This window comes from Streptomyces dysideae, assembly GCF_001514305.1.
GTDB classification, from domain to species: domain Bacteria; phylum Actinomycetota; class Actinomycetes; order Streptomycetales; family Streptomycetaceae; genus Streptomyces; species Streptomyces dysideae.
In genome coordinates this window covers 41,496-58,623 of the sequence record NZ_KQ949078.1, presented here as the reverse complement: position 1 = coordinate 58,623, position 17,128 = coordinate 41,496, and the positions used below count along the sequence as shown (strand labels likewise).

Annotated in this window: 16 protein-coding genes; 7 read left to right on the top strand and 9 right to left on the bottom strand. The window is 69.3% G+C overall.

Annotated elements, in window-relative coordinates:
* Positions 1–3 precede the first annotated feature (3 nt).
* The 5 genes from AQJ91_RS08685 to AQJ91_RS08665 form a co-directional block, all read right to left on the bottom strand.
* Entirely contained in the window at positions 4–486 is a 483-nt protein-coding gene (locus tag AQJ91_RS08685; protein ID WP_067018172.1) for an NUDIX domain-containing protein, read from the bottom strand.
* A gap of 88 nt (positions 487–574) precedes the next feature.
* A complete protein-coding gene (locus tag AQJ91_RS08680) occupies positions 575–1,480 on the bottom strand; it encodes a LysR family transcriptional regulator (RefSeq protein WP_067018170.1) in 906 nt (301 codons plus the stop codon).
* A 230-nt stretch (positions 1,481–1,710) separates the two neighbouring features.
* On the bottom strand, positions 1,711–2,865 hold the full coding sequence (locus AQJ91_RS08675; protein WP_067018169.1) for a cystathionine gamma-lyase: 1,155 nt from the start codon (positions 2,863–2,865) through the stop codon (positions 1,711–1,713).
* Positions 2,862–3,350 (bottom strand): low molecular weight protein-tyrosine-phosphatase, encoded by a 489-nt coding sequence (locus AQJ91_RS08670; protein ID WP_067018167.1) that lies wholly within the window; start codon positions 3,348–3,350, stop codon positions 2,862–2,864. Before AQJ91_RS08670 ends, AQJ91_RS08675 begins: the two co-directional genes overlap by 4 nt.
* A gap of 6 nt (positions 3,351–3,356) precedes the next feature.
* On the bottom strand, positions 3,357–3,734 hold the full coding sequence (locus AQJ91_RS08665) for a phage holin family protein (protein WP_067018165.1): 378 nt from the start codon (positions 3,732–3,734) through the stop codon (positions 3,357–3,359).
* 60 nt (positions 3,735–3,794) lie between these two features.
* Between AQJ91_RS08665 and AQJ91_RS08660 the strand changes: the two genes are divergently transcribed.
* From AQJ91_RS08660 to AQJ91_RS08645, 4 genes are all read left to right on the top strand, one after another.
* Positions 3,795–4,112: a cupin domain-containing protein gene (locus AQJ91_RS08660; protein WP_067018163.1), complete on the top strand. Its 318-nt coding sequence runs from the start codon at positions 3,795–3,797 to the stop codon at positions 4,110–4,112.
* 164 nt (positions 4,113–4,276) lie between these two features.
* Complete coding sequence (locus AQJ91_RS08655; protein WP_067018161.1) at positions 4,277–4,489, top strand: DUF5326 family protein; 213 nt, start codon at positions 4,277–4,279, stop codon at positions 4,487–4,489.
* Positions 4,490–4,844: 355 nt separating this feature from the next.
* A complete protein-coding gene (locus tag AQJ91_RS08650) occupies positions 4,845–5,654 on the top strand; it encodes an IclR family transcriptional regulator (protein ID WP_234381933.1) in 810 nt (269 codons plus the stop codon).
* 99 nt (positions 5,655–5,753) lie between these two features.
* Entirely contained in the window at positions 5,754–6,191 is a 438-nt protein-coding gene (locus tag AQJ91_RS08645; RefSeq protein WP_067018159.1) for an SsgA family sporulation/cell division regulator, read from the top strand.
* Between the two features lie 176 nt (positions 6,192–6,367).
* On the opposite strand, the gene AQJ91_RS08640 is transcribed toward AQJ91_RS08645, so the two are convergent.
* Positions 6,368–8,158, bottom strand: coding sequence for a YibE/F family protein (locus tag AQJ91_RS08640; protein WP_079084778.1), 1,791 nt, complete (start codon positions 8,156–8,158; stop codon positions 6,368–6,370).
* A 253-nt stretch (positions 8,159–8,411) separates the two neighbouring features.
* On the opposite strand from AQJ91_RS08640, the gene thiC reads away from it, so the two are divergent.
* Positions 8,412–10,220, top strand: coding sequence for a phosphomethylpyrimidine synthase ThiC (gene thiC / locus AQJ91_RS08635; RefSeq protein WP_067018157.1), 1,809 nt, complete (start codon positions 8,412–8,414; stop codon positions 10,218–10,220).
* Positions 10,221–10,329: 109 nt separating this feature from the next.
* Here thiC and AQJ91_RS08630 read toward each other — a convergent pair whose 3' ends face one another.
* The 3 genes from AQJ91_RS08630 to AQJ91_RS08620 all read right to left on the bottom strand — a co-directional run bounded on the left by AQJ91_RS08630 (position 10,330) and on the right by AQJ91_RS08620 (position 13,851).
* Positions 10,330–11,196, bottom strand: a complete 867-nt coding sequence (locus tag AQJ91_RS08630) for a hypothetical protein (protein WP_067018155.1) — start codon at positions 11,194–11,196, stop codon at positions 10,330–10,332.
* Between the two features lie 193 nt (positions 11,197–11,389).
* On the bottom strand, positions 11,390–12,481 hold the full coding sequence (locus AQJ91_RS08625; protein ID WP_067018153.1) for a metallophosphoesterase: 1,092 nt from the start codon (positions 12,479–12,481) through the stop codon (positions 11,390–11,392).
* Between the two features lie 257 nt (positions 12,482–12,738).
* On the bottom strand, positions 12,739–13,851 hold the full coding sequence (locus tag AQJ91_RS08620) for a LacI family DNA-binding transcriptional regulator (protein WP_067018152.1): 1,113 nt from the start codon (positions 13,849–13,851) through the stop codon (positions 12,739–12,741).
* A gap of 402 nt (positions 13,852–14,253) precedes the next feature.
* Between AQJ91_RS08620 and hisC the strand changes: the two genes are divergently transcribed.
* Both hisC and AQJ91_RS08610 read left to right on the top strand, forming a co-directional pair.
* On the top strand, positions 14,254–15,333 hold the full coding sequence (gene hisC, locus AQJ91_RS08615) for a histidinol-phosphate transaminase (protein ID WP_067018150.1): 1,080 nt from the start codon (positions 14,254–14,256) through the stop codon (positions 15,331–15,333).
* 271 nt (positions 15,334–15,604) lie between these two features.
* A complete protein-coding gene (locus tag AQJ91_RS08610; protein ID WP_067018148.1) occupies positions 15,605–17,113 on the top strand; it encodes a cytochrome ubiquinol oxidase subunit I in 1,509 nt (502 codons plus the stop codon).
* Positions 17,114–17,128: the final 15 nt, after the last annotated feature.

Genomic DNA, 17,128 nt, shown 5'->3' with positions numbered 1-17,128 from the left:
GTGTCAGCCCAGGTCGGGGGCGTGCATGGCGCGTACGCCCTCGATGTTGCCGTCGAGGTAGTGCCGCAGCGACAGCGGTACGAGGTGGACGGAGGCGATCCCGACCCGGGTGAACGGCACCCGGACGATCTCGTACTCGCCGATGGGGTCGTCCACTTCGGGGCCGTGCCGCAGGGAGGTGTCCATGGACTCCAGGTGGCAGACGAAGAAGTGCTGCACCTTCACGCCGGTCGCGCCGCCGTCCTCGCCGATGTGCTCGACGGTGTCGACGAAGCAGGGCACCACGTCGGTGATCTTGGCGCCGAGCTCCTCGTACACCTCACGGTGCAGGGCGTCGACGACGGTCGTGTCGGTCGGCTCGACCCCGCCACCGGGGGTGAGCCAGTAGGGATCCATGCCGGGCTTGGTGCGCTTGATCAGGATCAGGTCGTCACCGTCCAGCAGAACGGCGCGGGCGGTGCGCTTGACCACGGGTCGGACGGTCATGGGAGAAATGTGGCCCTCCTTGTTCCACGTGAAACATAGCGAATCGTCACCCGCTGGGACCACCGCGTGACGAGCCGGAATTCCGGGTTCAACACCAGTCGAAGGCCGCCCGCAACAGCCACTCATGGGCCCGCGCGATGTGGGGCATCGCCAGCGTTCCGGTGCGGACCACCAGGAAATACGTCCGCAGCGGTGGCACCGGCGGATCGTGCAGGGCTGCCACGTCGCCGCGCTCCAGGGCGGCCGCGCACAGATAGCGGGGCAGCACCGCCAGCCCCGCCCCCGCGACCGCGCAGGCGAGTACCGCGCGCAGGTCGGGAACGATGACGGTGCCCGGGACGGCCGGCCGGGCGTCGAAGACGGACGCCCAGTAGCGGGAGACGAACGGCAGCGACTCGTGCACCTCGATGACCGGGACGTCGTCCGGGCCGGGCGCGCCCTTGCGGTCTGGTTCCGCCGGGCCGATCCGCTCGGCCCAGTCCGGGGCGGCGACCAGGACGTGCTCCTCGTCGCAGAGTGGAGTCGCCGTGAGTAGTGCACCGCGCGGACGGGCCGTACTGATGGCCAGATCGTGATGCCCGGCGGCCAGCCCTTCCAGGGTTTCCTCGGCGTTCCCGAAGGAGGCGCGCAGCGCGAAGCCCTGGCCGTCCTCGCCGGTCAGCTCGGTGAGCGCGGGCAGCGCGCGCTCGGCGGTGAACTCGGGAGGCCCGGCGAGATGCAGGGTGCGTAAGGAGGACTCGTCGTCGAGACCCGTCTCGGCGATCTCCACCAGGGCATCCAGATGCGGCGCGGCCTTGTGGGCGAGCTCATCGCCGATGGTCGTCGGGGTCACCCCGCGGGCCTGCCGGAGGAACAGGGGGCGGCCCAGCTGCCGTTCCAGGGTGCGGATCTGCGAGGTCACGGCAGGCTGGGAGAGGCCGAGCAGCGCGGCGGCCCGGGTGAAGGAGCCGGCCCGGTGCACCGTCACAAAGGTGCGCAGCAAGGCCAGATCCATGGCGCGGACTCCCCTTCCCTGCCCTTCTCCCCGCCCCCGAGGCAGGGTCTTACTATAAATAAGTCGATAGGTCTCTGTCGCTACGGTGATTGGACACTGACAGAGAGTCAACTAGCCTTGTTCGCGCGGTTCTTCGCGCGCAGAACCGAGGACGGTCCGAGCCACGAGGGGGGAGGCTCGGACCGTCCGTTGTACGTAGCGGGACACCGCCCGGCGCCTGCGCGGACCGGTCAGTCCGCCGATTCGTCCAGCGCCCGCAGCACATCCGCCGCCAGGTCCTCGGGGTCCTCGGCACCGACCGAGAACCGGATGAAGCCCTCCGGCACCGCGTCCCCGCCCCAGCGCCCGCGCCGTTCGGCCGTGGACCGCACCCCGCCGAAGCTGGTCGCGGCGTCCACGAGCCGCAGCGCGTCCAGGAAACGGTCGGCACGCGCGCGCGTGGGCAGCGTGAAGGACACCACGCAGCCGAAGCGCCGCATCTGCCGCGCGGCGATCATGTGCGAGGCGTCGTCAGGCAGCCCCGGATAGCGCAGCCCGGTCACCTCGGACCGCCCCCGTAGCGCCTCGGCGACGGCCAGGGCGGTGGCGCTCTGCCGGTCCACGCGGAGCTGGAGGGTGGCGAGGGAACGGTGCGCGAGCCAGGCCTCCATGGGCCCCGGGATCGCCCCGACGATCTTGCGCCAGCGGCGTACGGCGGCCATGGCCTCGGCGTCGCCGCCGACGACGTAGCCCAGGAGGATGTCGCCGTGTCCCGTGAGCTGCTTGGTGCCGCTGGCCACGGAGAAGTCGGCGCCGAGCTCCAGCGGACGCTGGCCGAGCGGTGTCGCGAGGGTGTTGTCGACGGCGACGCGGGCGCCACGCGCGTGTGCCGCCTCGACGAGCCGCCGGATGTCACACACGTCGAGGCCGGGGTTCGACGGCGTCTCGATCCACAGCAGCCCAGCGCCGTCGAGGACGTCGAGCTGAGCGTCACCGCCGGTCGGCGCGGTGCGCACCTCGATGCCGTACGCCTCCAGCTGCGCGCGTACCAGGGGCAGCGCCTGATAGCCGTCGCTGGGCAGCACGACCGCGTCTCCGGCGCGCAGCTGCGAGAAGAGCACCGATGAGACGGCGGCCATGCCGGAGGCGAACACGAGCGTCTCCACGCCCTCCCGCCCCGGCGCCTCCAGCTCGCCTACGGCGCGTTCCAGCAGCGTCCAGGTCGGGTTCTCGTCGCGGCCGTAGGTGTACGGGCCCGTGGGCTCGCCCGGCAGGTGGTAGTGCGCGGCGAACACCGGCCCCGGCAGGGTCGGCTCGTGCCTGACCGGCTCGGGCAGCCCGGCCCGTACCGCGCGCGTGCCCTCACCGCCGCCCGCAGGCCGCCCCTGCGGGCCCGTACTCCTCATACCGGTCCCTCCACCTGGTCGCGTACCGCGGCGAGCAGGCCCGTGCTCGCCGCCTCCACCATCGCGAGGCACTCCTCGAAGCCGTCCCTGCCCCCGTAGTACGGGTCGGGTACGTCCAGGTCGTCGCCTGCGGCGGGGTCGTAGGAGCGCAGCAGCCGCACCTTCTCCGCGTCCTCGGGGGAGGGCGCGAGACGGCGCAGGGCCTTGAGGTGGCCGGCGTCGAGGGCGATGACGAGGTCGAGGCGGGAGAACCAGGACGGCTGGAACTGCCGGGCCGTGTGACCGCCGTCGTAGCCAGCCTCCTTCAGGACGGAGACGGTGCGCGGGTCGGCGCCGTCGCCCTCGTGCCAGCCGCCGGTGCCGGCGCTGTCGGCCTCGATCAGGCCGTCGAGCCCGGCCTCCGCCGTACGGGCGCGGAAGACGGACTCGGCCATCGGGGAGCGGCAGATGTTGCCGGTGCAGACGAAGCAGACGCGGTAGGTCATCGGTGCTCAGTCCCTGTCGGGCAGGACCATGTTGAGGGCCCAGGACACGATCGAGATGATCAGGCCGCCGAGGACGGCGGTCCAGAAGCCCTCCACGTGGAAGCTCAGGTCGAGCTTGTCGGCCAGCCATGAGGTCAGCATCAGCATCAGCGCGTTGACGACCAGGGTGAACAGGCCGAGCGTCAGGATGAGCAGCGGGAGGCTCAGCAGCTGCACGATCGGCTTGACCAGGAAGTTCACCAGGCCGAAGATCAGTGCAACGAGAAGCAGCGTGCCGACCTTCTTGCCCGTGCCGGCACCGGTCAGGGTGATCTTGTCGAGCAGCCATACGGCGACTGCCAGGGCGCCCGCGTTGGCGATCGTCTTGACTAGGAAATTCATCATGTGTCTGATCGTGGCAGACGAGATCGGCCAAGAGCAGCGGCACAAGAGCGGAAGAGGGCGATGAAGGCATTCCGTTTGGACGAGCTGGAGGCGGAACGCGCCGCCAATGAGGGCGCCTACCTGCAGTTTCTGCGTGAGCGGAACATGTCGGTCGGTCTGTACGCGCTCAATGCGGGTGAGCACGATCCACAGAAGCCGCACAACCAGGACGAGGTCTACTTCGTTGTGAGCGGCCGCGCCGCGATCACCGTCGGCATGGAGACCACCCAGGTGGCGCGCGGCAGCGTGGTGTACGTGCCGGCCGGCGTTGCCCACAAGTTCCACCACATCAGCGAGGACCTGCGGGTACTCGTGGTGTTCTCTCCGCCCGAGAGCTGAGCTTGTGCCCCGGGATTCCCTAGGGGATCGATCAGGGGAGGACAAGGGGTGCGAGACCCCCGCCGGGGCACCTGCCGACCTAGCATCGATGGCAGGGATCAGAAGATTCCGAGAAGTCGACCGGACCCGGCACAGCGGCGGGCAGAGAGGCAAGGACGAGGGCGATGCGAGAGATCTTCGCGGGACTGCCGTGGTGGGTGAAGTGGATCGCGGTGCCGGTCATCGCCCTGGTCGTGTTCGGCGGGCTGATAGCCAGCGTCGTCGGATTCGTCATCGGGCTGCTCTTCAAGCTGCTGGTCTTCGTGGCACTGGTCGGCGGACTGATCTACGTCGTACGGAAGTTCACGTCGAGCTCTTCGTCGCGCGACGACTGGTGAGCGTGGCGGGGGCCGGGAACCGGTAACAGGAATCACCGGTTCCCTCGGGCGAGGGAAGTTTCCCGGACAGGCCGTCTGTGAGCGGTGACAGGCGAATAGAGTCCGGAAATCGACGCGGGGACGACCCCGCGAGCGGCGTACACCCCCTCCCGTGTTCCCCCGCACGGGCAGCCCCCTCGCGCTTCGGGAGTGACCCTTGGCCACGGTTGACACCGCACCCTCAGAATCCCAAGCACCGCCGGCCCGGGCCGCCTTCTCCACCCCGGGAACGACAACACCCCCCGCACAGCCGACCGCGACGACGGCGACACCCCCGTCCGTGCGGCCGCATCGCACGACGGCACCGCCCCCGTCCGTGCGGCCGCATCGCACGACGGCACCGCCCCCGCCCTCGACGGAACCCTCCGGCCAGCCGCACAACGCCACCCTCATCGGATCCGTCCAGCGCGCGATGCGCCTGCTGGAATGCGTCGCCGGACACGAACACGGCGCCCCCGCCAAACAACTGGCCCGCGAGACCGGCCTGGCGCTCCCCACGGCGTACCACCTGCTGCGCACCCTCGTGCACGAGGGCTATCTGCGGCGCGACAAAGGGCTGTTCTTCCTCGGTGAGGCGGCCGAGCGGCTGAGCAGCAGTGGAGCCCAGCAGAAACGTCGCAGCACGATCGCCGACACCCTGGCGCACTGGCGCGACGCGCTAGGCGTCCCCGTGTACTACGCCGTGTACCGCGACGGTGAGATCGAGCTCCTCTGCGTCTCCGACACCCCGGCGAACCCCGCGGTCCAGGAATGGGCCGACTTCCGCGAGACGGGGCACGCGCACGCCATCGGCCAGTGCCTGCTGTCCCAGCTGGACGACGACGCCCGCCGCGACCACCTCGACCGCTACCCGGTGCGGTCCATCACCCCGTACACGGTGCGTGACAACCAGACCCTGCTCCGGCGCCTCGAACGGACCGGGCGGATGGAACCGGTGATCGAGCGTCAGGAGTACGCCCTGGGCACGGTCTGCGCGGCGATTCCGATCACGCTGGGCACCACGGCGGCGACAATCGCCATCTCGCTGCCCGTCCATCAGGCCGAACGGCTGATGTCGGCGACACGGCAGCTGCAGACCGAGGTCGGGCGGTTGCTGGGGTCGCTGGCGCTCTCTATCAGTATCTGAAAACTCACTCCTTGTGATCTCCCGTGTACGTTCAGCAAGATTCCATCAGTGTCGGGCGACCGGTTCCCGGCCACTCGACGGCAAACGACGGGGTAGGCGATGCGCGAGTCCGTGCAGGCAGAGGTCATGATGAGCTTTCTCGTCTCCGAGGAGCTCTCCTTCCGCATCCCGGTGGAGCTCGGCTACGAGACGTGTGATCCCTATGCCGTACGGCTGACCTTCCACCTGCCCGGTGACGCCCCGGTGACGTGGGCATTCGGCCGCGAGCTGCTGATCGACGGGGTGGGCCGGCCGTGCGGGGAGGGGGACGTGCATGTCGCGCCGGCCGATCCCGACACGCTCGGCGATGTGCTGATCAGGCTTCAGGTCGGCAGCGACCAGGCGCTGTTCCGCTCGTCGGCGGCGCCGCTCGTGACCTTCCTCGACCGCACCGACAAGCTGGTGCCGCTGGGTCAGGAGGGCGCCCTCGGCGACTTCGACGCCCATCTCGACGAGGCGCTGGACCGCATCCTGGCGGAGGAGCAGAGCGCGGGATGAAGCGTTACGGCAGCCGGGGAGCGGCCATGGCGTAACGCTTCAGCGCGGTCCCCGGAGTTATGCAGGAACGCTTCTGCTCGCCCTGCCTCCGTCGATGTGAGGCGCTTCCGAGCGGGAACGGGCGGGCCAGGGTCGCTGGCTCGGCCCAGGAGCCGACCGCCCCGCTCGGCGGCCCTTCACCGCTTGCGCCGCCGTCCCCGCCCCCCGCTCCGCGCCGGAGCAGGAGCCGGCCCCGCACCCGCCGGCACCGGCTCCTGCTCGGGCCGGTCGGCCGAGACCACGAGGGCCGCGAGGGCCGTGGTGACCGGCACCGAGGCGACCAGGCCGATCGAGCCGACCAGCGTGCGCACGATCTCCTCCGCCACCAGCTCACTGTTGGCGACCGTGCCGACGCTGCTCTGCGCGATCGAGAAGAGCAGCAGCAGCGGCAGCGCGGCGCCCGCGTAGGCGAGGACCAGCGTGTTGACGACGGACGCGATGTGGTCGCGCCCGATGCGGATGCCCGCGCGGTACAGCCCGCGCCAGCCCATCGTGGGATTGGCCTCGTGCAGCTCCCAGACCGCCGACGTCTGCGTGACCGTCACGTCGTCGAGGACACCGAGCGAACCGATGATGACGCCGGCCAGCAGTAGACCGCTCATGTCGATCGACGGATACAGCCCGTGGATCAGCCCGGTGTTGTCGTCCGTGTTGCCGGTGAGCGCGGCCCAGCCGATGAACAGCGAGCCGAGGACGCCGATCAGCAGCAGCGAGATCAGCGTGCCGAGCACCGCCACGGACGTACGGGCCGACAGGCCGTGGCACAGGTAGAGGGCCGCCAGCATGATGGCGCTCGCCCCGATCACTGCCACGACCAGCGGGTTCGAGCCCTGCAGGATCGCGGGCAGGATGAAGAGGGTCAGCACCAGGAAGCTGACGGCCAGCGAGACCAGCGCCATCACACCCCGCATCCGGCCCACCGCCACGACGGCGAGCGCGAAGATGCCGGCGAGCAATGCCATCGGGAACCTGCGGTTCACGTCGGTGACCGAGTACTGCAGATCCCTGGGCGCGGAGGGCTCGTAGGCGACCACGACCTCCTGGCCCTCGTGCAGCTGCCGCGACTGGTCGGGCTGCACGATCTCCGTGAACGTACGGCCCTTGTCCTTGCCCGTGTCGACGCGGATCGTCGCCTTCTTGCAGGTGCCGTTCTCCTGCTGCTGCGCCGAGGAGCCCTCCGCGGTGGAGGTGTCGCCGGTCGGAGGCACTCCCGAGGCGTTAACGTCCTTGCAGCTCACCTCGTCCACCTTGGTGACCGTGGCCTGCTGCGTCTGCCGGTCGAACCCGACTCCGGTGCGCTCGTGCGGCGGCGCACCACCGGGCCACAGCACCGCGAGCCCTACGACGACCGCCGCGGTGAACGGGATGAGAACCGCCGCGATGACCTTGCGCAGATGCTTCGAGACCGGGGCCGCCGGACCGTGGGCGTGACTGTGCGAGTGACCGTGCCCGCCACCGCCGCTGCCACCGTCGTGGCCGCCGGGACCATGTCCACGCCCGCCGCTGCCACCGTCGTGGCTGCCCCCTGGCCCGTGTCCGTGCCCGCCGCCGGGACCAGGGCCGTGGCCGCCCCCGGAGCCACCGCCGTGTCCCTCACCGGAGCCGGGCCCGCTGTCGTGCCGACCTCCGGACCCGGCCGCAGGCCCGTGCCCGAACCGGTCAGCCGTCCCTGTCCCCTGCCCGAACCGGCCACCGTTCCCTGGCCCCTGCTCGAATTGACCACCGCCGTTGCCGGGCCCGCGCTCGTGCCAGCCGCCGGAGCCGGATCCGGATCCGGCTCCTGAGCCTGACCCGGCCCCGATGCCGCCCTGTTCGCCCGCGGAACCGCGGCCTTCTCCGCGGCCGTTGCCGCGTCCGGGGCCGTTTCCGGAGCCAGGGCCGCGGGGCGGCTCGGGCGGTGGGTACGGGGGTTCATGCGTCGTGGTCACCGACCGATCATCGCAAGAACGACAGGGGCCCTCTGTTCACCGCGCCCAAATTGCCGCTAGCGTGGAGGCACCTTTGTACACGCGGGAGCTCGGAGCACCGGGCTGAGAGGGCGCTGACCTCCGTCCCAGCGATGTTTCACGTGGAACGTCATCGGAAGCGAGTGATGTTTCACACGAAACGTCGACAGACGGAAGCCGCTGCGTCGACCGCCGAACCTGTTACCGGGTAATGCCGGCGTAGGGAGTAGGTCTCATGACCATCAAGGACGCACGCACGCCTGCCTCCACGCAGAACGCGACGAACGGACCGGCGAACGGTTCGTCGGACGCGGAGGCCGGGAAATCCATCGGCTGGCACAAGGCGTACGTCGAGGGCACCCGCCCCGACCTGCGGGTGCCGGTCCGTCAGGTGCACCTCACCAACGGGCGGTCGGTCACGCTGTACGACACATCAGGCCCGTACACCGATCCGCTCGTCGAGACCGACGTCCGCAGGGGCCTGTCGCCGCTGCGGGAGAACTGGATCACCGCCCGCGGCGACACCGAGGAGTACGCGGGCCGTCCCGTGCGCCCCGAGGACGACGGGATCAAGCACACCTCGCCGCGCGGCGGCCTGCGCAACCTCGACGCGGTCTTCCCCGGCCGACCGCGCCAGCCGCGCCGCGGCCGGGACGGACAGGCGGTCACTCAGCTTGCCTACGCGCGCCGGGGCGAGATCACGCCCGAGATGGAGTACGTGGCCATCCGGGAGAACGTCTCGCCCGAGGTCGTCCGCGAGGAGATCGCGGCGGGCCGGGCCGTGCTGCCCGCCAACGTCAACCACCCGGAGATCGAGCCGATGATCATCGGCAAGCGGTTCCTGGTGAAGGTCAACGCCAACATCGGCAACTCCGCGGTGACGTCCTCCATCGAGGAGGAGGTCGAGAAGATGACCTGGGCGACCCGCTGGGGCGCCGACACGGTCATGGACCTGTCCACCGGCCGCAACATCCACACCACCCGCGAGTGGGTGCTGCGCAACTCCCCCGTCCCGATCGGCACGGTGCCGCTCTACCAGGCGCTGGAGAAGGTCGACGGCCGCGCCGAGGAACTGACCTGGGAGATCTACAAGGACACGGTCATCGAGCAGGCCGAGCAGGGCGTGGACTACATGACGGTCCACGCGGGCGTCCGCCTCGCGTATGTGCCGCTGACCGCCAACCGCAAGACCGGCATCGTCTCCCGGGGCGGGTCGATCATGGCCGCGTGGTGCCTCGCGCACCACCGGGAGAGCTTCCTGTACGAGAACTTCGAGGAGCTGTGCGAGATCCTCGCCGCCTACGACGTCACGTACTCGCTGGGCGACGGTCTGCGGCCGGGTTCGATCGCGGACGCCAACGACGAGGCGCAGTTCGCGGAGTTGAAGACGCTCGGGGAACTCAACCGGATCGCGAAGCGTTTCCACGTACAGACCATGATCGAGGGCCCGGGCCATGTCCCGATGCACAAGATCAAGGAGAACATCGACCTTCAGCAGGAGATCTGCGATGAAGCTCCGTTCTATACGCTCGGCCCGCTGACCACGGACGTCGCGCCGGCGTACGACCACATCACCTCAGGCATCGGTGCCGCGATGATCGCCTGGTGGGGCACCGCGATGCTCTGCTATGTCACGCCCAAGGAACACTTGGGCCTGCCCAACCGGGACGACGTCAAGACCGGCGTCATCACCTACAAGATCGCCGCCCATGCGGCCGACGTCGCCAAGGGCCACCCGGGTGCGCAGGACTGGGACGACGCGCTGTCGGACGCCCGCTTCGAGTTTCGGTGGGAGGACCAGTTCAATCTGGCCCTCGACCCGGACACGGCACGGGAGTTCCACGACGAGACGCTGCCGGCCGAGCCCGCCAAGACGGCCCACTTCTGCTCGATGTGTGGGCCCAAGTTCTGCTCGATGAAGATCTCCCAGGACATCCGGCGCGAGCACGGCGCGTCCCGGGAGGAGATCGAGGAGGGCATGGCTCAGAAGTCGCAGGAGTTCGCGGCGGCGGGCAACCGGGTGTACCTGCCGATCGCGGACTGAGCCGACGTTCTGACCCAGGTCGCCATGCCCGGCTGTCCGGCTTGCGCTCCCCCGATGAGGAGGGCCCCCTCGACCGGGGCCCCCTCGAAGCGGGGGCGCGGGCCGGGGGTTACTCCGGCTGGTGGTCCGGTCCCCCGAAGTCCGGGCTGGTGTAGTCCGGGCTGGAGAAGCGCGGGCGCGAACCCGGGGCGCCGTCGTCGGGGCTGCTGAAGCCGGGACGGTCGTAGCCGAGGTGCGGCATCCGGCCGGCCGGTGACGACGGTGCCGTCTGGTGCAGTGCCGTGGCCGTGCCGGGGTCGGCGAGTGCCTCCCGCAGGAAGGGGAGGATGCCGCGCTCCAGCAGTGCCTCGCGCCAGGCCTCCCTGGCCCGGGCCACCTCCCCGCCCAGTTCGCCGTACGGCCCACTGTCGAGCGACGGCCTGTTGCGCAGGGCGGTGAGCAGGAGTCCGACGGCGGCGACCAGGATCGCGGCCGCCGTGACGGCACCGAACACCCAACCGGTGTTGAGCATCGTCTGGGCGAACGCCGGCTCGGGGTCGAGCATCTTCAGGATGTAACCCACGAGCAGGAAGATCGCCGCGGCGGTTCCGGCGAGGACGGGAGCGAGGACCGCGACGACGGCGACGGCGCCCGCGCCGGTCTCGGCGGTGACTTCTCCCATGGTGGCAGCGAGCCCCATGCCGCCCGCACCCGGTTCCGAGGAGCCGGATTCGCGGACGGACGACGGGGTGGACGGCGCCGGCCGGCGCAGTTCCTCGCGGACCTTCACGTAGTGCTGGTACTCGGTCGCCGCGGCCGCCGTGACGAGTGCGGTGGCGTTGAGCGCCATGGTGCGCAGCTGTTCGGGGTTGAGCCGCTGTCCGACAGCGGCCAGTTCCGGGCGGTGTGGTGCGGAGCGCAGCGCCTCATCGAGGATCCGCTCGTATTCCTGGCGGTCCTCGCTGTGCAGGTGCTGCGGAACGCTGTTCATGTGCATCCCCCGATGCTCCGTAGGGCTTGGGGCTCGCACGCTGACGAGCCGTCGGGCAGAAACGGAGGGGAGCCTGCTACGGATAAGCCGATGGTAGAGCGGTGACGGCACACGGTGACAGGGGGTTTACCGAAATTGGGCCCTGGCCTGCGTCGTCTCCGGTCCGTCCGTCATGGGGGATCGTCTGCCCTGTGAACGTTCAGATATCCAGGGGAAGTTGCTGGACCAGCAGCTTTCCGGCCATGGTCACTCCGCCGTCCATCGCGATGGCGAGTCCGTCGGCGTAGACGTGCGGTCCCTCGACCAGGGGGCCTGTCTCGTCCTCGCCCTCCTCGGAGCCGACTTCACCCAGCAGGTACGGAATGGGGCTGTGACCGTGAACGATGCGGGTGCCGCCGTACGTATCGAGCAGGGAGCGGACATGGTCGGCGCCGCCCTCGTCGCGGAAGGAGAAGCGCTTGGTGAACTTGCGGAACAGATCCCAGACTTCGTCGGCGTCGTTGCGGGTGAGCGTCTCGCGGACAGTGTCGTTGACCGCCTCGATCGAGTCGCCGTAGTCGAGATAGGCGGTGGTGTCGGAGTGGACGAGTAGATGGCCGTCGACCTCCTCCATGGCGTCCAGCCGGGCCATCCACTGCAGGTGGTGGTCCTGGAGACGGTCCATGTCGGTCTTCTGGCCGCCGTTCAGCAGCCAGGCCGCCTGGAAGGTGGCGGTGCCCGCGCCGGAGTTGACCGGAGTGTCGCCGAACCGCTTGGCGCCGAGCAGCAGCAGTTCGTGGTTGCCCATCAGGGCCTTGCAGTAGCCGCCGGCCGCGGCGGCCTCGGCGGACAGCCGCATCACGAGATCGATGACGCCGATACCGTCCGGGCCGCGGTCGGTGAAGTCGCCGAGGAACCACAGGCGGGCGGTGCCCGCGCTCCAGTTCCCGGCGGAGTCGATGAGGCCCTTCTCCTGGAGCGCGGCCACCAGTTCGTCGAGATAGCCGTGCACATCACCGACGACGAACAGTGGACCGGGACCGGCCGCCGTCAGGGGTTCCGCCACGGACGCGGGGTCGACGGCGACCTGAACGGTGTCACCCCGATTGATGACGGGCAGATCGCGCTGTGTGGGCGTGTACCCCTCGGGATAGTCCACGGGCGCACCCGTCTCCTCGGCCGGTCCGGCGACATCGCCGGGGTGCATGCTGTGGACGTACGGACCGGTCTCGTGGACGTAAGCGGGTACCCGGAAGTCGCGCAACGTCGCCGTCCGCTCCACCTCGGGTCCCTGACCGGCCCCCTGAGTCATCAGACCCCTCCACCATCGCGCCGCAGCTGCACCGCGTCGGACTGCCTGGTCGCAGCGGCCCGCGGTGTCGTGGGCCCATCATAGGAATGCCGATCGCGCCATGTGATGACCCAGGGGTGGTGAATCGGCGCAGGACTCCGGTTCACCGCGGCTTTCGCCCCGATTGGGCAGGGCTTCGTCCGTGCGGTGGCCGGACCTTGTGACGGGATTGCCGGGCCGTCCACCGTAAAGGCTTTCTGTGAACGCTCCCCCGCGGCCTACTGGTCCTCGGAGGACCGCGGCGGGCTGACGGTCGTGCGCGGCGGTCGTCGCTGGGACGAGGTACGCACGATCAGTTCGGTCGGTATCACCTGCTCGACCGGCTGGTCCGACTCGACCCCCTCGATGGCGTCGATGAGGAGCTGGACCACCGCGGTGCCGATGCGGCGCGGCTTCAGCGAGAGCGTGGTGACGGGCGGCTCGGTGTTGGCGTACAAGGTGGACTCGCTGCAGCAGACCAGAAGCAGGTCGTCCGGTACGCGCAGTCCGTAGCGGCGGGCGGCGGCGAGCAGGTCGGTGCCGTTCGGGTCGCACAGACCGTAGACGGCGTCCGGCCGGTCCGGGCGGGCGAGCAGCCGGTCGGCGGCGACGGCGCTGGCGCACGGATCGTGCGCCGGGTAGGCCTCGTACACCGGATCCTGGCCGACCCGCTCGCACCAGCGCAGATACGCCGTGGTCGACAGGCGGGTGTACGTGTCCGTCGTCGTCCCGGTCAGCAGGCCGATGCGGCGGGCCCCGGCGTCGGCCAGGTGGTCGAGGATGCCGAGGACGGCGGCCTCGTGGTCGTTGTCGACCCACGCGGTGACCGGCAGCGAGCCGGCCGGGCGCCCGTCGGAGACGACCGGCAGTCCTTGCCGGACCAGCTCGCTGACGACCGGGTCCTGGTCGGACGGGTCGATGACGACCGTGCCGTCGAGGGCGACGTTCGACCACACGTCGTGGCGCGAGGTCGCGGGGAGGATGACGAGGGCGTAGCCGCGGGCGAGCGCGGCCGAGGTGGCGGCGCGGGCCATCTCCGCGAAGTACGCGAACTCGGTGAAGGTGAAAGGTTCATCCCCGTACGTCGTCACGGTCAGGCCGATGAGTCCTGACTTGCCGGTACGGAGGGTGCGGGCGGCGGCCGAGGGGCGGTAGCCCAGTCGGTCGGCGACCTCGCGGACATGGCGTCGGGTGGCCTCCGGGAGCCGGCCCTTGCCGTTGAGGGCGTCGGAGACGGTCGTGATGGAGACTCCGGCGGCTGCGGCGACGTCTCTGATGCCCGCTCTGCCTGGCCGGTTGCCTCGTCGGGTGGTCTCCGCTCGGCTCACCTGGTGCTTCCCTGCTGCTGTCATGGCGAGCCGATAGTAGGGCTCATGCGGTGGGGTAGTGCGGACGCATATGCACTCGTTGACAGGCACGTTTCTGCAAGGTCATGGAGCGTCAAATTCCTTTGAATGCAAGGTAGTTGAGCGATCCAATGGCAGGACGTGACTTGTCGGCGCGTACGCGCCTGCCAAGTGGCCGATGTTTCGAAGAGGTCTCAACTCACCTTCACGAGGGATGCGCGCCACGGCGCGAGCCACCGGCGCATAGATATATCTGTGGTGCGCCCCCCGATTCGCGCGCGTTCGTGCTGTGATGCCCCTGATGCGCATGTGACGGATGCGGTCTGTCCTCACCTGTACGCAGCGGCGCCGAATCCTCATAAGGTGAGAAGTATTGAAAGCCTGGTGGTGGTCATGAGGAGGACTGCGGTGAGCGAGACGAGCCCGAAGCTGCGCGCCGAGCTGGACGGTATCCCCACCTACAAGCCGGGCAAGCCCGCCGCGGCCGGCGGGCCGGTGGCCTACAAGCTGTCCTCCAACGAGAACCCGTATCCGCCGCTGCCCGGCGTGATGGAGACCGTCACCGCGGCCGTCTCGTCCTTCAACCGCTACCCGGACATGGCCTGTACGGGCCTGATGAACGAGCTGTCAGAGCGCTTCGGGGTCCCCGTCTCCGATCTCGCCACCGGCACCGGCTCGGTCGGCGTCGCCCAGCAGCTGCTGCAGGCCACCTCCGGCCCCGGTGACGAGGTCATCTACGCCTGGCGGTCCTTCGAGGCGTACCCGATCATCACGCAGATCAGCGGCGCGACCTCGGTGCGGGTGCCGCTGACACCGGGCGATGTGCACGACCTGGACGCGATGGCCGACGCCATCACCGACCGGACCCGGCTGATCTTCGTCTGCAACCCCAACAATCCGACCGGCACGGTCGTGAAGCGGGCCGAGCTGGAGCGGTTCCTCGACCGGGTGCCCGGCGATGTGCTGGTGGTGCTCGACGAGGCGTACCGCGAGTTCATCCGTGACGCCGAGGTGCCGGACGGTGTGGAGATCTATCGCGAGCGGCCGAACGTCTGCGTCCTGCGGACCTTCTCCAAGGCGTACGGCCTCGCCGGTCTGCGCGTCGGCTTCGCGATCGCCCATGAGCCGGTGGCCGCTGCGCTGCGCAAGACGGCGGTGCCGTTCGGCGTGAGCCAGCTCGCGCAGGACGCGGCGATCGCCTCGCTGCGTGCCGAGGACGAGCTGCTCGGCCGGGTCGGCTCCTTGGTGTGTGAGCGCAACCGCGTGGTGGACGGGCTGCGCGCCCAGGGCTGGACGGTGCCCGAGACGCAGGCCAACTTCGTGTGGCTGCGGCTGGGGGAGCGCACGGTCCCGTTCGCGGCGGCGTGTGATCAGGCGGGCGTGGTGGTCCGGCCGTTCCCGGGTGAAGGTGTGCGGGTGACGGTCGGGGAGACCGAGGCGAACGACATCTTCCTGAAGGTGGCGGAGGGCTTCCGTAAGGAGCTGTAGAGCTGCCGCCCCGAGGGGGCGGCAGCCGGGCGCCTTGGTTTCACGTGGAACCAAGGCGCCCTTCTCATGCCATGGGCCGACCGGTCCAGGCCTGGTGGGGCCGGTCGGTCGCGTTGGGGGACCCCCCGCCTCTCACGCCTCGAACGGCCATGCGTCATAATTCCTTGTGAATGTGAACGCGTTCACAAGCGTGTCCCAGTTGCTCCAGTGATGTGTGTGGCATAAGGGGCAAACTGCCGCTGTTCCCACGGCGACGTAAGGAGACTGCGACGTGGAATTGGCTTTGGCGCCGGAGACGCTGGCGCGATGGCAGTTCGGTATCACCACCGTCTACCACTTCCTGTTCGTCCCTCTGACGATCTCGCTGGCCGCCCTCACGGCCGGCCTGCAGACCGCCTGGGTACGGACGGGCAAGGAGAAATACCTCAGAGCGACGAAGTTCTGGGGCAAGCTTTTCCTGATCAACATTGCGATGGGTGTCGTCACCGGTATCGTGCAGGAGTTCCAGTTCGGCATGAACTGGTCCGACTACTCCCGCTTCGTCGGTGACATCTTCGGCGCTCCGCTCGCCTTCGAGGCACTGATCGCCTTCTTCTTCGAGTCCACCTTCATCGGGCTGTGGATCTTCGGCTGGGACAAGCTGCCGAAGAAGATCCATCTGGCCTGTATGTGGATGGTCTCCATCGGCACGATCCTGTCGGCGTACTTCATCCTCGCGGCCAACTCGTGGATGCAGCACCCTGTCGGCTACAAGATCAACGAGGCGAAGGGGCGGGCCGAGCTCACCGACTTCTGGCTCGTGCTGACCCAGAACACCACGCTCGCCCAAGTCTTCCACACCCTCTCCGCGGCCTTTTTGACCGGCGGCGCCTTCATGGTCGGCATCGCCGCCTTCCACCTGCTTCGCAAGAAGCACATCAGCGACATGAAGACCTCGCTGCGGCTCGGCCTGGTCACCGTCGCCATCGGCGGTCTGCTCACCGCGGTCAGCGGCGACGTCCTCGGCAAGATCATGTACGAGCAGCAGCCGATGAAGATGGCCGCGGCCGAGGCGCTGTGGGACGGCGAGGAGCCGGCGCCCTTCTCGATCTTCGCCGTCGGTGACGTCGACAAGGGCCACAACAGGGTCGCCATAGAGATTCCGGGGCTGCTGTCCTTCCTGGCCAAGGACGACTTCAGCTCGTACGTCCCCGGCATCAACGACGTCAACAAGGCCGAGCAGGAGCAGTACGGGCCCGGCGACTACCGGCCCAACATCCCCGTCGCCTACTGGGGCTTCCGCTGGATGATCGGCTTCGGCATGGCGTCCTTCGCCATCGGCCTGGCCGGACTCTGGCTGACCCGCAAGAAGTTCATGCTGCCGCAGCACCTGAGGGTGGGTGACGACGAGGTGCCGCATCTCGTGCTGCTGCCCAAGAAGGCCCTCGGCCCGAAGCTCACCAAGTGGTACTGGCGCATCGCGATCCTGACCCTGGGCTTCCCGCTGATCGCCAACTCCTGGGGCTGGATCTTCACCGAGATGGGCCGCCAGCCGTGGGTCGTCTACGGCGTCCTGCAGACCCGCGCCGCGGTCTCCCCCGGCGTCTCCCAGGGTGAAGTCCTCACCTCGATGATCGTCTTCACCGCGCTCTACGCCATCCTCGCCGTCGTCGAGGTGAAGCTGCTGGTGAAGTACGTCAAGGCCGGTCCGCCCGAGCTCACCGAGGCCGACCTCAACCCGCCCACGAAGATCGGCGGCGACACCCGTGACGCCGACAAGCCGATGGCCTTCTCGTACTAGGCCAAGGGAGCTGCA